General features: G+C 46.8%; 12 protein-coding genes. 8 read left to right on the plus strand and 4 right to left on the minus strand.

The annotated features are described in order from the left end of the window. The first annotated feature begins 72 nt into the window (after positions 1-72). The 3 genes from gyrA (at position 73) to HMPREF1640_RS07550 (ending at position 5,432) form a co-directional block, all read left to right on the plus strand. Entirely contained in the window at positions 73-2,670 is a 2,598-nt protein-coding gene (gene gyrA / locus HMPREF1640_RS07540; protein WP_052051761.1) for a DNA gyrase subunit A, read from the plus strand. A 114-nt stretch (positions 2,671-2,784) separates the two neighbouring features. After that, positions 2,785-4,020, plus strand: coding sequence for a hypothetical protein (locus tag HMPREF1640_RS07545; protein WP_036893660.1), 1,236 nt, complete (start codon positions 2,785-2,787; stop codon positions 4,018-4,020). Between the two features lie 212 nt (positions 4,021-4,232). Further along, on the plus strand, positions 4,233-5,432 hold the full coding sequence (locus HMPREF1640_RS07550) for a lipopolysaccharide assembly protein LapB (RefSeq protein ID WP_036893661.1): 1,200 nt from the start codon (positions 4,233-4,235) through the stop codon (positions 5,430-5,432). A 140-nt stretch (positions 5,433-5,572) separates the two neighbouring features. Here HMPREF1640_RS07550 and HMPREF1640_RS07555 read toward each other — a convergent pair whose 3' ends face one another. The 4 genes from HMPREF1640_RS07555 to serC form a co-directional block, all read right to left on the minus strand. Then, positions 5,573-6,157 carry a YigZ family protein gene (locus tag HMPREF1640_RS07555; protein WP_036893662.1) on the minus strand — a complete coding sequence of 195 codons (585 nt, stop codon included), beginning with the start codon at positions 6,155-6,157 and terminating at the stop codon, positions 5,573-5,575. 79 nt (positions 6,158-6,236) lie between these two features. Continuing rightward, the gene (locus HMPREF1640_RS07560) at positions 6,237-7,487 is read right to left on the minus strand and encodes a DUF1015 domain-containing protein (RefSeq protein WP_036893663.1); all 1,251 of its coding nucleotides are present in this window, start codon (positions 7,485-7,487) and stop codon (positions 6,237-6,239) included. 153 nt (positions 7,488-7,640) lie between these two features. Next, positions 7,641-8,558, minus strand: coding sequence for an NAD(P)-dependent oxidoreductase (locus HMPREF1640_RS07565; protein WP_036893664.1), 918 nt, complete (start codon positions 8,556-8,558; stop codon positions 7,641-7,643). Positions 8,559-8,629: 71 nt separating this feature from the next. Beyond that, complete coding sequence (serC, locus tag HMPREF1640_RS07570) at positions 8,630-9,697, minus strand: 3-phosphoserine/phosphohydroxythreonine transaminase (RefSeq protein WP_036893665.1); 1,068 nt, start codon at positions 9,695-9,697, stop codon at positions 8,630-8,632. Between the two features lie 1,460 nt (positions 9,698-11,157). On the opposite strand from serC, the gene HMPREF1640_RS07580 reads away from it, so the two are divergent. The 5 genes from HMPREF1640_RS07580 to HMPREF1640_RS07600 are packed head-to-tail and all read left to right on the plus strand — an operon-like array spanning position 11,158 to position 17,065. Then, positions 11,158-11,904 carry a sugar phosphate nucleotidyltransferase gene (locus tag HMPREF1640_RS07580; protein ID WP_036893667.1) on the plus strand — a complete coding sequence of 249 codons (747 nt, stop codon included), beginning with the start codon at positions 11,158-11,160 and terminating at the stop codon, positions 11,902-11,904. Further along, entirely contained in the window at positions 11,901-12,776 is an 876-nt protein-coding gene (locus tag HMPREF1640_RS07585) for a hypothetical protein (protein ID WP_369699826.1), read from the plus strand. Before HMPREF1640_RS07580 ends, HMPREF1640_RS07585 begins: the two co-directional genes overlap by 4 nt. Before the next feature lie 26 nt (positions 12,777-12,802). Continuing rightward, positions 12,803-13,756, plus strand: coding sequence for a CDP-alcohol phosphatidyltransferase family protein (locus tag HMPREF1640_RS07590; RefSeq protein WP_036893669.1), 954 nt, complete (start codon positions 12,803-12,805; stop codon positions 13,754-13,756). After that, entirely contained in the window at positions 13,749-14,477 is a 729-nt protein-coding gene (locus tag HMPREF1640_RS07595) for an HAD family hydrolase (RefSeq protein WP_036893670.1), read from the plus strand. The genes HMPREF1640_RS07590 and HMPREF1640_RS07595 overlap by 8 nt, the downstream gene beginning before the upstream one ends. Further along, positions 14,477-17,065: a DUF5686 and carboxypeptidase-like regulatory domain-containing protein gene (locus HMPREF1640_RS07600; RefSeq protein ID WP_036893672.1), complete on the plus strand. Its 2,589-nt coding sequence runs from the start codon at positions 14,477-14,479 to the stop codon at positions 17,063-17,065. The genes HMPREF1640_RS07595 and HMPREF1640_RS07600 overlap by 1 nt, the downstream gene beginning before the upstream one ends. The last annotated feature ends 55 nt before the right edge of the window (positions 17,066-17,120 follow it).

Consider the following 17,120-nt stretch of genomic DNA (forward strand, 5'->3'; position numbering starts at 1 on the left):
GCCGCCAAACGCGTTAGAGAGCAAACAAACGGCCTTAAATCGAATTTACGGTAAATAACATACAGATATCAAATGGACGAGAATCAAACAATTGATCACGACAGGATTTTAAAGATTAACATTGAGGATGAGATGAAGTCATCCTATATCGACTATTCCATGTCGGTGATAGTGGCGCGCGCCCTGCCCGATGTAAGGGATGGTTTCAAGCCCGTGCATCGCCGCATACTTTATGGCATGCTGGGGCTTGGAAACACGAATGACAAACCCTACAAAAAGTGCGCGCGCGTGGTGGGCGAGGTGCTCGGCAAGTATCACCCACACGGAGACAGCTCGGTGTATGGCGCGCTTGTGCGCATGGGCCAAGATTGGAACATGAGATACAAGCTCGTGGACGGGCAGGGCAACTTTGGCAGCGTGGACGGCGACTCGCCGGCGGCCATGAGGTACACGGAGTGCAGGCTGTCCAGGATGGGTGAGCACATCATGGACGACATAGACAAAGAGACCGTCGACATGGTGAACAATTTTGACGACACGCTGCAAGAGCCGGCGGTAATGCCCACGCGCGTACCTAATTTGTTGGTGAACGGCGGCAATGGCATAGCTGTGGGCATGGCCACCAACATGCCCACGCACAATCTTGGAGAGGTGATAGAGGGTTGTTGCGCGTACATTGACAACCCGGAGATAGACACGGAGGGCCTTATGCGACACATCCCCGCACCCGATTTCCCCACCGGAGCTTATATCTATGGCCTGCAAGGCGTGAAAGACGCCTACGAGACTGGTCGCGGCAGGGTTGTCATGCGAGCCAAAGCCGAGATAGAAAGCGACGACAACCACGACAGGATCGTGGTGACGGAGATACCCTATGGCGTGAACAAGCAGCAGCTTATCGAATATATCGCCGACTTGGTGAAAGAGGGAAAGATTGACGGTATTTCAAACGTGAACGATGAGACAGGCCGCCAAGGCATGAGGATTGTGGTGGACGTGAAGCGCGACGCCAACGCGAAAGTCATATTGAACAAACTCTTCAAGATGACAGCTCTACAAAGCTCTTTCTCCGTAAATTGCATCGCGCTAATACCAAACAAGAGCAACGCGCTGCTGCTGCGTCCTAAATTGCTGTCGCTTTGTGAGTGCGTGGGCTATTTTGTGGAACACAGACACGACGTGACCATACGTCGCACGCAATATGAGCTAAGAAAGGCTCGCGAGCGAGCGCACATTCTCAAGGGATTAATCATCGCCTGCGACAACATCGACGAGGTGGTGCACATCATTCGAGGCAGCAAGACACCCGCGGAGGCCCAGTCCAAATTGGAGAAGCGGTTCGAGCTCGACAACCTGCAATCCAAAGCCATCGTGGACATGCGCTTGTCCCAATTGACGGGGCTGCGCATGGATCAACTGCACGCGGAATATGATGATTTGATGAAGCAAATAGACTATTTGCAATCTATTTTGGACGATCCTGAAAAATGCAAGGAGTTGATGAAGGCCGAGCTTAGGGAGGTAAAAGAGAAATACGGCGACGAGCGTCGTACGCAGATCATCCCGGATGAGCACGAGTTTAACGCCGAGGATTTCTATCCCAACGACCCTGTGGTTATCACGGTGAGCCATCTTGGCTACATCAAGCGCACGCCATTGAGCGATTTTCGCGAGCAGGCAAGAGGTGGCGTAGGATCCAAGGGAGCCCACACGAGAGAGAAAGATTTCACCGAGTACATCTATCCGGCCACCATGCACCAAACCATGCTCTTCTTCACCAAGAAAGGACGCTGCTACTGGTTGCACTGCTACGATATTCCAGAGGGTGACAAAACATCGAAGGGCAGGGCCATACAAAACTTGCTCAACATAGAACCGGACGATGCCGTAAACGCCTTCTTGCGCCTGCGCGGCCGAGGCTTGTCGGACGAAGACTTTGTCAACAGCCATTACGTGGTGTTCGCTACCAAGAATGGCACAGTGAAAAAAACAAGCCTGAAAGAATATTCCAGGCCGCGCGCCAATGGTGTGATAGCCATCAATATCGTTGAAGGGGACGAGGTGGTGGACGTACGCCTGACCAATGGCGACAACGAACTTATATTGGCTAACCGCAACGGAAGGGCTGTTCGCTTTGACGAGAGAGACATTCGGCCCATGGGGCGCGTTTCCACGGGCGTGAGAGGCATGAAGATCGACGATGACGACGACGCCGTGGTAGGTATGATCGTGGTGAAAGACGCGGAGAAAGAAACCGTCATGGTGGTAAGCGAAGACGGCTATGGCAAACGTTCTGACGTGGAGGATTATCGCAAAACCAACCGTGGCGGAAAAGGCGTGAAGACCATGTCCATTACGGAAAAGACAGGCCGATTGGTAGCCATCAAGAACGTGACCGACGATAACGACTTGATGATTATCAACAAGAGCGGCATCGTGATACGCTTGGCGGTGGCCGAAGTGCGAGTGATGGGTCGCGCCACGCAGGGGGTTAGGCTGATTAACTTGGCTAAGAAAAACGATGTGATAGCAAGCGTTTGCAAGGTCATGTCATCCGAGTTGGAAGCTACGGCAGAAGAGGAGAGCCGCCAGGAAATGCGCAACAACAATGCGCAATTTGACGAATCGACCAATCAAGCTGTATCCACAGATGAGGTCAATGACATCTAAAAAACGATGATGCCGATGAAATCATGGACTTTGAAAAGTAACATCTTCGTCTCGTTGGACGTCTGTTTAGCAAGGGCTATTATTTATTGAGTTAACACATAAATTTATAACACGATGAGAAAAATCATGATTGCAGCGATGATGATGCTCAGCACATCAGCTGTGTTTGCCGGTGACAGCGACGCTCTGAAGGCTATCACCAAGACAAAAAATTACGCAGATGCCGCACAATTGGTCAAAAACACTTTGGCACAATTGGCCGACGCCTCCGAAAAGGCCAAGGCTTATTGTCACCTAACCAAATTGGCCTTGGAAAAATTTGACAAGGAAAACGCCATCCAAGCACAGAACATGCAGGCTCAGCTTACCAAGCAGAAAGAGCAACCGTATGACACTGTAGGTTTCTATCAAGCCGCATACGACGCCACAATGGATGGTTTGGAATGCTTAAAGTATGACGCTATGCCCAACGCCAAGGGCAAAGTGAGGAAAAAATACACTTCTTCGCTCACGCCATTGATCTCAAACGCGCGCATGCAATTGGTTACCGCGGGCAATTATTACGCTCAAAATGGCAACCAAGATGGCGTCTTGAAATATTGGGGTACATTCTTGGACACGGATGACAATCCAGCGTTCGAGGCGTCCAAGAAATCGGAAGCTCAGTTTATTGGCCAAGTAGCCTTTTACACCGCGCAGTATGCCAACCAAGCTAACCAATATGACCGCGCGATGAAATACGCGGAGATAGCCATGCTAGACAAGGATATGAAAAAGCAAGCGGAGGCTCTTAAGTACGCGATGGCGCAACGTGGGCTGAAAACTAAGGAAGACTCCGTGAAATACACCGCTACATTGAAGACATCGTACGACAACGATCCAAGCAACGAGATGATATTCGGAACTCTCTGTAACATGTACACGGGTCTGGAGATGGCCGCTGAGCTGGATGCTTTGCTGGCAGACAAGATAGCCAAGGAACCTAAGAATTTCACGGCGTGGGCTCTGAAAGGGCAGACGCTTCTCAATCGAAACGCCAAGGCCGATAACGCCAATTGGGACGAGTGTATCAACGCTTTCAAGGAGGCAATAAATATCAACGCCACCAACCCGGTTGTCTTAACCTATTTGGGATTTGCCATAAACGCCAAGGCATCACAGATTAATGGTGATTTAGCCGCGCAGAAAAAGCTCTACGAGGAGTCAATGGGTTACTTGGAAAAAGCCAAGGAGATAGATCCTTCCAGAGAGAAGGCCAACTGGGTTTACCCTCTCTACCAATGCTATTACGTGATTTACAAGGCGGCAGATCCGCGTACAAAGGAATTGGAAAAGATTTTGAAGCAATAAAAATCAATTGATATAGTCTCATTTGTAAGATATTGGCCGTGGGACTATGATGCGATATACGAATTTGAAGGACCAAGTTGACACTCCGCGTGTCAGCTTGGTTCGTATTAAAAACAAACGCTTCTATGTACATCATGTAAAGGTGTTACCCCAATCAACGCTTATTATATGATTAACAGAGTGAATTTAAGGATGATTTAAAAGGTGCCAAGATGAGATCAAGGATAATGCTTTTTATAGTGTTGCTATCTATTTGTTGCAATGCTTTTTCGCAAAAAAAAGAGATTAACACAGCTCGAGATTGGGTAAAAAAGGGAAAGAATTTAGAAAAGGCGGAACTTTCAATGCGTAGGCTTTTGGAAGATTCGGCTAACCAAAGAAACACTAAAATTTGGGATGTCCTGTTTGAAAGTTTGCGCAAACAGTACCAAGTGGGAAATGAAAAGTTGTATCTCAAACAAAAATATGACACGGTGTCGCTTTTCAATACAACTTCGCGCATGTTCTCCATCATGGTCCATTACGATTCCATTGACGCGCTTCCAGACAAAAAAGGCCGAGTGAAGATGACCTATAGAAAGGCCAACGCCGAGTTGCTGAATACGATTAGGCCCAACCTTTACAATGGCGGCGTTTTCTTGATAAGCAAACAAAAATATCCAGAGGCGTACACCATGCTCGACCAATACCTTGCCACAGCTTCACAACCTATGTTCAAAGGGTATGATTATGGCGAGAAAGACAAGAACATTCCGACCGTATCCTATTGGGCGATGTATTGTGGCTACAAGATGAATGATACCGCAAAAGTGTTAAGACACGCCCCATTGGCCCTTCAAGATAGTCTCCATCACGAGATGGCAATGCAATATCTCTCGGAGACTTATATGTTAATGAGGGATACCTCCAACTATGTACGCACGCTGAAAAAGGGTTTTGAGCAATATCCACGCACAACATTCTTTTACTCCCACCTCGTTGATTTCTACTCGCGTAACAGGCAGTGGGAGAAAGCTTTGGACTTGACGAACAGAGCTTTGGACGCTAACAAAACCCAAAAAATATATCATATCACCAAGAGTTCTTTGTTGCTTAATTTGGGAAAATACAAGGAATGTTTTGACATTTGCGACTCGTTGCTCCAAGTGGGCGATAGCTTGCCAGAGGCATACCTTAACGCGGGTTTGGCCAAATTTAACGCGGCTGTGACAATAGAGAAGCTGTCCGTCAAATCTAACAGACCCAAAAAAGACATCTTAAAGCTCTATCAAGAAGCTCTGCCTTATTTGCAGACTTACCGAAAACTATGCCCTGAAAAGTTGAGTGTATGGGGATTGCCCTTGTACACCATATATTTGAGCTTAAACATGGGCAAGGAATTTGACGAGATAGATCGTCTGATTAAAAAATAAGATACGATATTTTCTCTATTGTCAACAACGTGTCATATGGTTTACAATGGCCGAACATGTCTCATTGATATGCAAAAGCCTTTTAATGGAGTTTTTTAAGCAACTCGAACGAAGAGGGTAAAATAACGCGCTTACGATTTTTACTCAAAATTAAGATGGTTTAGTTTCGCGCGCAATTGTTCCGCGAGACTTTTCCTTATTGCCAAAACGATTTGGCATGTTGCCTCAAATTTTTGTGAGATGACGCGCGCGTCCATTTCTTTAACAACCCTCATAACCCCATTAATCATAGGGTAAGAGAAATCGAAAGTTATTTTATCCTCCACCAAACGCTCCACTATCTCACATCGCTCAATGGCATTTGCCGCGGCCGTTCGATAGGCTACAATAAGTCCACTGGTTCCTAAATTCACGCCACCATAATATCTAACAACACAAATTAAAATGTCTGTCAGGTTGTTTGAGTTAATTTGTCCAAGTATAGGCCTGCCCGCGGTAGAAGAGGGTTCGCCGTCATCGTTTACCCTAAATGTGTCGCGAGCGGGACCAAGAACGTACGCCCAGCAACAATGGCGTGCGTCATAATACTTTTTGCGGCACTCTTGTATTAATTTTTTAGCATTCTCCGCCGTCTCTACATGGTACGCAAAAGCGAGGAACTTGCTACGTTTTTCAGCGTAGAAGCCCTCGCCTGTTTTGTCAATCGTCGTATAGCTATCGGTCATTAATAATTTATTGGTTTACAAACAAGAAAGTTACACTAATCGAACAATATATTTATGGCCGTAGCTTTGGCGAAGATGATCAATCCTCCAACTTGTGAATGATGAGACCGGAGCGCAGTTTGGGCTCAAACCAAGTGGCCTTTGGAGGCATTATTTTGCCAGAGTCGGCAATATCCATGATTTGTTTCATAGATACAGGATACAATGCAAGCGCCCAGCGCATTTCGCCATTGTCAACTCTTCTCTTAAGTTCTTTGAGTCCTCTGAGTCCTCCAACGAAGTCTATTCGCTTGTCAGAGCGGAGGTCTTTGATACCCATCAGCTTGTCAAGGATAAGCCTGCTGGAGATGTCCACGTCAAGAACGCCGATGGGATCACTGTCATTGTAGGTTCCCGGTTTGGCTTTCAGGCTGTACCAACACTTGTCCAAATAAAGAGAGAACTCGTGCAAAGCTTGTGGTTTGTATTCTTTCTCGCCTTTCTTCTCAACGGTGAAATCCTGCTCCAAAGCTTTTAGGAACTCCTCTGCTGTCATGCCGTTGAGGTCCTTCACCACGCGATTGTAATCGAGGATGGTGAGTTGGCTGGCTTGGAAACACACAGCCATGAAGTAGTTGTATTCCTCATTGCCGTTGTGATTTGGATTTTGGCGCGCTTTCTCGGCGCCCACAAGAGCGGCCGCGGCGGATCTATGGTGACCGTCAGCGATGTACAAACTTGGCATTTTGGCAAACTCTTCCGTGATGGTCTTGATGTCATTCTTGTCAGAAATGACCCAAAATTGATGGCGGAAACCATCTATCGGAGCAATAAAATCATACTCCGGTTTGGTCTTGGCATAACGATTAAGCAAGTCGTTCAAAATCGAATTGTCAGGGTAGGCGAAAAATACAGGTTCGATGTTAGCGTCGCAAACACGCACATGTTTCATGCGATCCTCCTCCTTGTCACGGCGTGTCAATTCGTGTTTTTTAATGACCCCTGTCATATAATCTTGCACAAACGCTCCAACTACCAATCCATATTGCGTTTTGTCGCCCATGGTCTGGGCGTAGATGTAATAATGCTCGTCGTCGTCTTGCACAAGCCAGCCCTTTTCTTGGAATTTTTTAAATTGGTCGGCCGCGCTTTGATACACACGGGGGTCATATTCGGAAGTGCCCTTCTCAAAGTTGATTTCTGGTTTAATTATATGGTAAAGTGATTTCTCGTTGTTGCCAGCTTCCTCACGCGCTTCTTCAGAGTCAAGCACGTCATAAGGGCGAGATTCTACCTCTTCGACAAATTCTTTTGGTGGTCGAACTCCTTTAAAAGGTTTTATTGTAGCCATAGTAAGATTTATTGGATATATTGTTTTATCATGCTAAAATGGATGAAAGCAATGCTTTAAAAGCACCTTTTACTCCTAATGGGTATGCTATAAAAATATTTACCCACTCGTTCGGCCATTCCATGGGGAGGTCGCGATCGAGTGGGTAACATGTTATTTGTTCACTTGAAACTTGGTGTCACCACTTTCAAAGAAAGCGATGATCTGCTTTGCGGCGGCGATACCGGCGTTGATATTGGCCTCCGCGGTCTGCGCGCCCATTTTCTTCGGAGTGGAGAAATAGCGTCCTTCAAACTTCTTGAACTCCTCGTCGGCGTCCGGTTTGATATCCGTGATAAACTTGAGGTCATCGCGATCCGCCATTAATTTGAGCAATTCAGGCTCGTTGATCACTTCCTTGCGAGCGGTGTTAACCAATATGCCGCCTTTCTTCATGAGGTTGACCACTTTGTAATTGATGCTCTGTATGGTCTCCGGTGTAGCCGGAATGTGGAGGCTGACAACGTCGCAGCTCTTGAACAAATCGTCACGGCTGTCAACGACATGCACGCCAGCGCTCTCGATAGCGTCTTTGGGGCAGAACTCATCATAAGCGCAAACATCCATTCCAAAGCCCTTGGCGATACGAGCCACGTTGCGTCCAACGTTTCCAAAAGCCAGGATGCCAAGTTTTTTACCCTTTAGCTCAACGCCTGCCTTGCCATTATAGAAGTTGCGAACAGCAAATACCAACATGCCAAAAACCAATTCGGCCACCGCGTTGGCGTTCTGTCCCGGAGTGTTTTCCACCACAACATTCCTCTCTTTGGCGTAAGCCGTATCGATAGAGTCGTATCCTGCGCCAGCGCGCACAACGATCTTGAGGTTCTTGGCGGCATCCAAAACCTGTGGAGTGATTTTGTCAGAGCGAACGATCATGGCGTCTACGTCTGCCACGGCGTCTAACAATTGTTTTACGTCTGTGTATTTCTCAAGTAGCGCTACTTCGTGCCCGGCAGCCTTAGCCTCTTTTTTGATACCCTCCACAGCGGCCGCGGCAAAGGGTTTTTCAGTGGCGACAAGTATTTTCATAGTTTTATTAATTTTCTTGGATTTATGATTTGATGATATAACAATCCCTCCATGGCGGAGGGATTGCCTCTTTAATGTTGAGCCTCGAAATCTTTCATGGCTTTCACCAAAGCGTTAACGCCCTCGATGGTCTGCGCGTTATAGCAGCTGGCGCGGAACCCACCCACTGATCGGTGGCCCTTAATGCCTACCATGCCACGCTCTGTGGCGAACTCGAAGAATGGGGCTTCCAGCTCTTTATACTCATCGTTCATCACGAAGCAGATGTTCATCAGTGAGCGATCTTCCTCGGCAACGGTGCCTCTGAAGAGCTTGTTGCGATCGATTTCGTCATACACAATCTTGGCGCGCTCCTTGGCGCGGCGATCCATTTCCTTGACGCCGCCCTGGGCTTTGACCCAGCGCATAGTTTCCATAAGAGAGTAGATGGGCACAACGGGAGGCGTGTTGAACATGGAACCTTTGTCCACGTGTGTGGTGTAGTTGAGCATTGTAGGCAATTCGCGAGGAGTTTTGCCAAGCATGTCGTCCTTTAAAATAACAAAAGTGACACCTGCCATGGCCATGTTTTTCTGTGCGCCGCCATAGATGGCGATATACTTGGAAACGTCCACGGGCCTGCTCATGATGTCGGAAGACATGTCGGCTATCAATGGAACCGGCGCGTCAATGTCCTTGCGCAGCTCTGTGCCATAGATGGTATTGTTGGTCGTGATATGCAGATAGTCAAGGTCTGAAGGGATCTCGTAGTTGTGGGGAACGTATGTAAAGTTCTTGTCGGCAGAAGAAGCGACCTCTACAACCTCGCCATACAGCTTGGCTTCTTTCAGCGCTTTTTTAGCCCACGTGCCGGTATTGACATATCCCGCTTTCTTGATAAGGAAGTTGGCGGGTATCTGCGTGAACTGCAGCGAGGCGCCACCACCAAGGAAGATTACCGAGTATCCCTCAGGAATGTCGAGCAGTTCCTTGATCAAAGCAACCGCCTCGTCTACCACAGGCTGGAAATACTTGGCGCGGTGGCTGATTTCCATAAGTGAAAGTCCGTTACCGTTAAAATCCAAAATTTGTTTTGCGGTGTTCTCAATCACTTCGCGTGGAAGCATCGAAGGACCAGCGTTAAAGTTGTACTTCTTCATATTTTTTATAGTAATTAAATGGTTAGTAAATCTTACCCTATTCGGTTAACTGGTTGCAAACATAATGGTTTAATTTGGAATAAACAAATTATCCACGTGTTTTTTTTCGTAAAAAAAACGTAAATGGTCAAATACCTGAATTCCATGCGTATCCACTTTCAACAGAGAGAATTGAGCGATTATTTTGGCTTTGTAAACATTTGGTTACATTTTGTCACATCAACTTATTTCCTGTTTGTCAAAACAACAAGCGCGTAGCTTGGAAATCTACATTGTGAACAGATGAGAATCGGTCATGGATGACAATGCGAAAAGGTGCATAACTCGTTGCACCCCCAAAAAAGTGCCATTGAAAGAAACGACGCTGGGCAGGACTTCGGAACGTAACAAGTTGAGATTTCCTTTCAATCGGTCCATCCCGATACGCACAAGTGGATAATCGCTGGCATACACTCGTCAACGTAGGGTTTATTCGTTGCACAGCGGATTAAGCACTGAAAAAACATGACAAGTGGTCGCTTGTAGTTTGCGTATTTACAACCGAAGATGCCTGCGCTCGCAAATGCGCGAAATGTGGACGCCTGACGCAATGGATTAAATTTCAGGACCTTATAGTCATTCCTTTTATTTTGAGCTTCAAAAAGTTTGTTTTTCGATGGCCTTTAAGGCTTAATGGCCCCTTGAAAAAGTCGAGTTCGCGGCGTCAACGATACCTAAACGTCTTGCGTTTAGAGTTTAAACGCTGGACGAATGGGCGCCAATGACATTAACATAACACCAGCAAGTGGATTTCGAAGGCCAAAAACATGACGCAAGATGGTTTTCCGCCTCGTAGATTGTGCGGTTTTGACACACGCTTTTTTGTGACTATTTTCTGACATCTCGATTTGAGAGCGCATGTGGCTAACGTGCCGTTCAGGATGATGCCGCGACCTTTCGGGCTGCCTTCCGACGATGGGCGCGGCATGCCTTTTCGTCGCCGCCCACAAACAATGCCATGCCCATGGCCATCTGCCTATGGGCTCAATGATTTGATAGCGCTCGCATGCACGCGTGGTTTTTGTTTTTTATAACGGCGTATATGGCCTGTCACGTATCGTATGGACAAAGCGGTTTCGTCAGTATCGCCTCCATTTTCTCCACCCAAGGCAAGATTGTGAAACACATGCCGTGGCATTTTAGACGGATTTGAGCGTTTGGCAAATCCCCCATCCAATGTTTTGCTTAGGTTGATCGTATCTGACAGTGCCTTGTCCAAATGGACACAAACACGCTTCTCATCCCACTCCATGCGCCATGTATGGCAATTATCGAGCCATTTAAAACTTATATTTCATGCCGTCATCTCTAAATGACGCAAAAATAGTGGGATTTTGAGAAAAAAACAAAAATTTAATAAAAAGTATCCCGTTATCACGTAATATGAGTAATTTTGTATATCAATCATACAAACAGATCGCATGAAGTTTGGAATTATCGCCGCTGGAGAAGGCTCTCGGTTGGCATTGGAAGGAGTTGGCGCGCCCAAACCCTTGGTCAAAGTGGGCGGAGCTTGTCTCCTCGACCGGCTCATAAGCATTTTCTTGAAGCACGACGCCCATGAGATAGACGTGATATGCAATGACCATGCGCCTTTGGTGGCAACACACCTGGATGATATCAAGGCGAATGGCATGAATGGAAAGCGAGTGCCATTAAAGTATATCGTGAAAAGCACGCCAAGCTCCATGCACTCTTTTTACGAGTTGAGCCACCTGTTAGCGGACGAGCCATTTGTACTTACCACGGTGGATACCATATTCTTGGAAGATGAGTTTGCCGAATATCTCAAGGCTTTTGAGCGCGCGCTAAGAGCCGATTGCGATGCCGTGATGGGCGTTACCGACTATATAGACGACGAAAAACCACTATATGTCAAGACAGATAACAGTATGCAAATCACGGGCTTTTATGATGATAACAGTATGGACAGTACTTACGTTTCGGGTGGCATCTATGGCCTAAAGCCCACGGCTATAGAAACCCTGAAACACTGCATGCAGCGTGGAGAGAGCCGTATGCGTAACTTTCAACGCGCGCTTGTAAACGAGGGCAAGTGTATGACGGCTTTTAATTTTTCTAAAATCTTAGACATAGACCATGCCGCGGACATTGCCAAAGCGGATCGCTTTTTGACAGAGCATGCTCAAAAAAACATGAGAGAATGATGGATAGCAAGCGGCCAAATATTTTAGCCATACGCCGAAAGGCTTGCTTCTCACCTAATTCCGTTGGGAAAGATCGATTGATATTGCGGTTGGTTTGTGGTGAAATAAAAAAAATAGGACATCTCAAATCGGATATAAGAATGGTCGACGAGGATGCTTTGACGCACCCGGTAGAGACGGCGGATTGTTGCGTCTCAATGGCTCGCTCGGACAAGGCTTTGTCCGTTTTGGCAGCCATGCGGCATAATGGTTGCAAGATTGTGAACAGTCCGCAAGGCGTGATGAGCTGCCAACGATCCAAGTTGAATGGGCTGATGCTTCAAAACAACATTCCGATGCCTAACCGCGAAGGTGGGCACGGTTATTGGCTGAAGCGAGGCGACACGGCTGCGCAAACGGAAAGAGACGTGGTGTACTGTCCTGACAAGACCGCGCTCGAAAAAACAAAAGACGAGTTTCGAGCGCGTGGCATAGACGATTGGGTGGTCAGCGCGCATATAATAGGCGACTTAGTGAAGTTCTATGGAGTGGGAGAGCGGTTCTTCCAATACTTCTATCCCAGTGATGACGGCATCTCGAAGTTTGGCGTGGAACAAGTGAACGGCAAGGCTCATCATTACGATTTTAACGTGGAAAGACTCAGGAGTTGTGTCGTAAAACTGGCCAAGCTAACAGGCGTGGATGTATATGGGGGCGACGTGATCATTGAAAAAAACGGCGATTACAGCATCATCGACTTCAACGACTGGCCCAGTTTTTCACGCTGCAGGGTTGCGGCGGCCAAGGCCATAGCCATGGAGGTGGCGTCAAAAATGGGTTGGGACATTGTTCCGGCGGATAGCCGTGGACAGAAAACGTCTCCAGCCATGTAAAAATTAATATTAACAAAGCAAGCAAAATGTCTACATTTAAAGAATTATTACAAGCTTCTTTTAAATCAAACGACACGGAAGAGTGGTTGGACGTGCGTTTCACGCGCCCGATAGGATTGGTTTTCGCGCTGTTGTGGAACAAGTTTGGCATACACCCCAACGCCATAACCATCCTGTCCATCTTTTTGGGAATGGGCGCCGGGTGGATGTTCTACCATACAGATTTGGTATACAATATTATGGGCGTGATCCTTTTGATGCTGGCCAATTTTTGTGATTCCACCGATGGACAGATGGCTCGGCTCACGGGAAAGAAAACCCTCACGGGGCGCATTCTTGATGGTTTCTCAAGCGAATTGTGGTTTGTAGCTGTCTATGTGGCCCTCTGTTTGCGCATGCAAAACCAATTAATTCCCGGCACGGAAATAACTTGGGGGTATTGGATTTGGATTTTGGCGGCACTCGCTGGCTTTCTTAGTCACTCACGACAAGCTATGTTAGCCGATTACTATAGACAGATACACCTCTTTTTTTTGAAAGGCAAGCATGGGTCAGAATTGAACAATTCGGCACAAGAAGAAATCAAATACAAGGAAACCCCACGTACACAGGTATTGGCCAGGCTGTTTTATAAAAACTACGCGGCATACTGTAGAAAGCAAGAAAAGCGCACGCCGAAGTTTCAAAAATTCTTTGCGATGTGGAACAAGATGAGCTCAAGTTGCGCCAAGGAAAAATTAGGCGCAATCCGTGAAAAATTTCTTCAACGAAGCAAACCAATGATGCCATATGCCAATATCCTGTCTTTCAACACGCGAGCAATCGTGCTTTATATGGCATGCCTGCTTAACATTCCGTGGGTTTACTTCTTGTTTGAAATTACATTGCTCAATCTACTATACATCTATATGCACAAATGCCACGAGGCACTGTGCGCGGACATGACTGCACAACTCGCTAATCTTCAGAACAATGATTAAAGGATATATATTCGACTATGGCGGCACGCTCGATACAGCTGGCTGCCACTGGGGCCAAATGCTATGGCACGCGTACCAAAGACAAAACGTGCCGGTGGGCGAGCAACAGTTTCGCGACGCGTACATACATGGAGAACGAATGCTTGGCAGAGAGCCATTGATTCGTCCAGACTATACATTCCATAAGACACTTGCCATAAAAATAAGGCTTGAGATGGAGTGGTTGTGCACCTCTGGCGCGTGGAACGCTTTTGAAGAGGATTTTAACAACAAGCGCGACGCAGTGCTGCGGGATTTGTACGAACAAGTAAAAACGACAACCGCATATAGCGGGAAAGTGCTGAAGGAGCTCGCCTCAATGTACCCGATGGTTTTGGTGAGCAATTTTTATGGCAATATCAACGTGGTGCTTCGAGAATTTGGACTGGACCGATATTTCCAAGATGTCGTCGAGTCTACAACTGTAGGCATCAGGAAACCGGACGCGCGGATATTCTCCTTGGGCGCGGAACGTCTGGGCTTGAAACCAGAGGAGATCATGGTGGTGGGCGACAGCTTCTACAAAGACGTGGAGCCCGCCATTAAAATAGGATGTCATGCGGCATGGTTCAAGGGAGAAGGATGGAATAAAAAGACTTATGACGAGAGCTTGCCAGACATTGTCATAACAGACTTAGCCCAGTTGTTGGAAAAAAATGATAGATATTTAAATCGTAATTGATGAAAACTGCCAAGATATATCTTGCGTTATTGTTAGTGATGCTCGCGGCAAGCGCCTCGGCACAGATACATGGTGTCGTTACCGACGCGACAACAGGAGACACGCTGCTCTATCCCAGCGTGTCTTACAAAGGCCAGCACGTGGCAGTGAGTGGAAACGCCCTGGGACAATACTCCATTGAAAAACACGCGGGATGGCAACTCACTTTTTCGGCCGTGGGCTACAAATCGAAAACCATCAAGATTACGGATGGGACAGCCAACAAGTTGGACGTAAAACTAAAACCAGACACCAAGCAACTGAATGAAGTGGTGGTGAGATCAAAACGAGGGCGTTACAGCCGCAAGAACAATCCCGCCGTGGAACTCATGAGACGCGTAATCGCCGCAAAAAAACGAACTGACTTGCTAAACCACGACTATCTGCAATACACAAAATATCAAAAGATTACTTGTGCCATTAACGACATAACGCAAGCCGATATAGACTCGGGGCTAATCGGCAAGCACCGCTGGCTGTTGGACCAAGTGGAGACATGCCCCTACAATGACAAGTTGATTTTACCACTAAGCGTGGACGAAACGGTGACGCAATGCCTATATCGCAAAAAGCCCAAGAGTGAAAAAAATATCATACAAGGACAAAATTCCACGGGGGTAAACCAATTCATCCAGACTGGAGACGTGCTAAACGCGGCCATGAAAGACGTTTTCACGGACATCGACATCTATAACGACCAAGTGCGATTGCTCCAACATTTTTTCACCTCGCCCATTGGAAAGGATGCCATAGCGTTTTACAGATTCTACATACAAGATACTGTTTACGTGGACCACGACCTGTGCTACCACCTGCAATTCATCCCTAACAACCAACAAGACTTTGGGTTTAGGGGCGAGCTTTATATTCTTGCGGATAACACGCTGCATGTCAAACGATGCAACCTAACCTTGCCGCGACGAAGCGATGTCAACTTCGTGGAGAACCTCCAAGTGAGGCAGGAATATCGCGAACTGCCGAATGGAGAGTGGGCGCTTAGCGTAGACGACCTGGTCGTGGAGATGAAAATTAGCAATTTTCTTGCCAAAGCCATTGTCATTCGGACCACAAGGCTCTCCGACTACGCTTTTGACGAGTTGCCCAAGCAACTGTTTAAAGGTAAAGCCAAGGAGAGGTGGGTGTCTAATGCGCAAATGAGGGACGAGGCTTTTTGGAACAAATACCGAAGCGTGGAGCTTACCAAGGGTGAAAGTTCGATGGATGCGTTCGTCCACCGCATAAAGCAGCTCAAAGGTTTTAAATACGTTGTTTTTGTCGCCAAGGCTTTAATTGAAAACTTTGTGGAGACAGGCGACCCCTCGCACCCCAGCAAAGTGGATGTAGGCCCAATCAATACAATGATAACATCCAATTTTATTGATGGCCTACGAACTCGCGTTAGCGCACAGACCACCGCCAATTTAAACAAGCATTGGTTCCTGTCGGGCTACTGTGCGCATGGGTGGGGCTCAAAAAAGAATTATTATAAAGGACAAATTACCTATTCATTTAACAAGAAAGACTATCTTCCACGCGAGTTTCCCAAACGCACGCTGACGTTCACATCAACGTATGATATCATCTCGCCTTCAGACAAATTTATTCACACTGACAAAGACAATGTCTTCACAGCGTTTAAGTGGACGAAAGTGGATAAGATGATGTTCTATAATCGTCAGAGCTTAGATTTTGAATATGAGTTCGAGGGTGGCCTGAAAACCGCGTTGGGATTGAAAGCTGAGGAGAACGAGGCCGCTGGCCGATTGTTTTTCAACAGGTTGAACAGTGGCATCAACTATGAGATTCCTACTGATGTCAAGGTAGGTAGTCTGCTACACAATGGAAAGATTAGAACTGCCGAACTGAATATTAACTTACTGTACGCACCCGGCCGAACATATATTAATACCAAGCAAAGACGTAGGCCCATCAATCTCGACGCTCCCGTGTTTACACTTGGTCACGCTATGGGATTGAAAGGCTTTATGGGTGGCGAATATGCTTATAACTATACCGACGCATCTATCTACAAACGCATTTGGATGAAGAGTTGGGGCAAGATAGACGCGTTCGTAAAGGTTGGAGCGCAGTGGAACAGGGTGCCATTTCCATTGCTAATCATGCCAGCCACCAACCTTAGTTATATTGTTCAAGACAAAACTTTCAATTTGATAAACAACATGGAGTTTCTCAACGACCGATTTGCAAGTGTGGATATTGCGTGGGATTTGAATGGAAAAATACTCAATCGCATCCCTCTAATCAAGAAACTCAAATGGAGAGAGTACTTGGGCGTGAAGTGTTTATGGGGCCGATTAACAGACAAGAACAATCCACTTCTTGAGCAAAATGCGGGTAATAATATTTTAATGCAATTCCCGGAAGGTTGCAACGTCATGAATCCCAAACGGCCATATGTGGAAATTGTCGCGGGCTTGCATAACATTTTCAGATTGTTGCACGTGGAATATGTGCATCGTTGCAATTACAACGACTTGCCTACAAGCACGCGCAACGGCTTGCGGCTAATGATTAGAATGACTTTCTAACACGTGTGTCATATAAGATGACAGCAGGGTGACGGCTTGTCATCATATTGACACA

This window comes from Prevotella sp. S7-1-8 (genome assembly GCF_000758925.1).
Taxonomy (GTDB): domain Bacteria; phylum Bacteroidota; class Bacteroidia; order Bacteroidales; family Bacteroidaceae; genus Prevotella.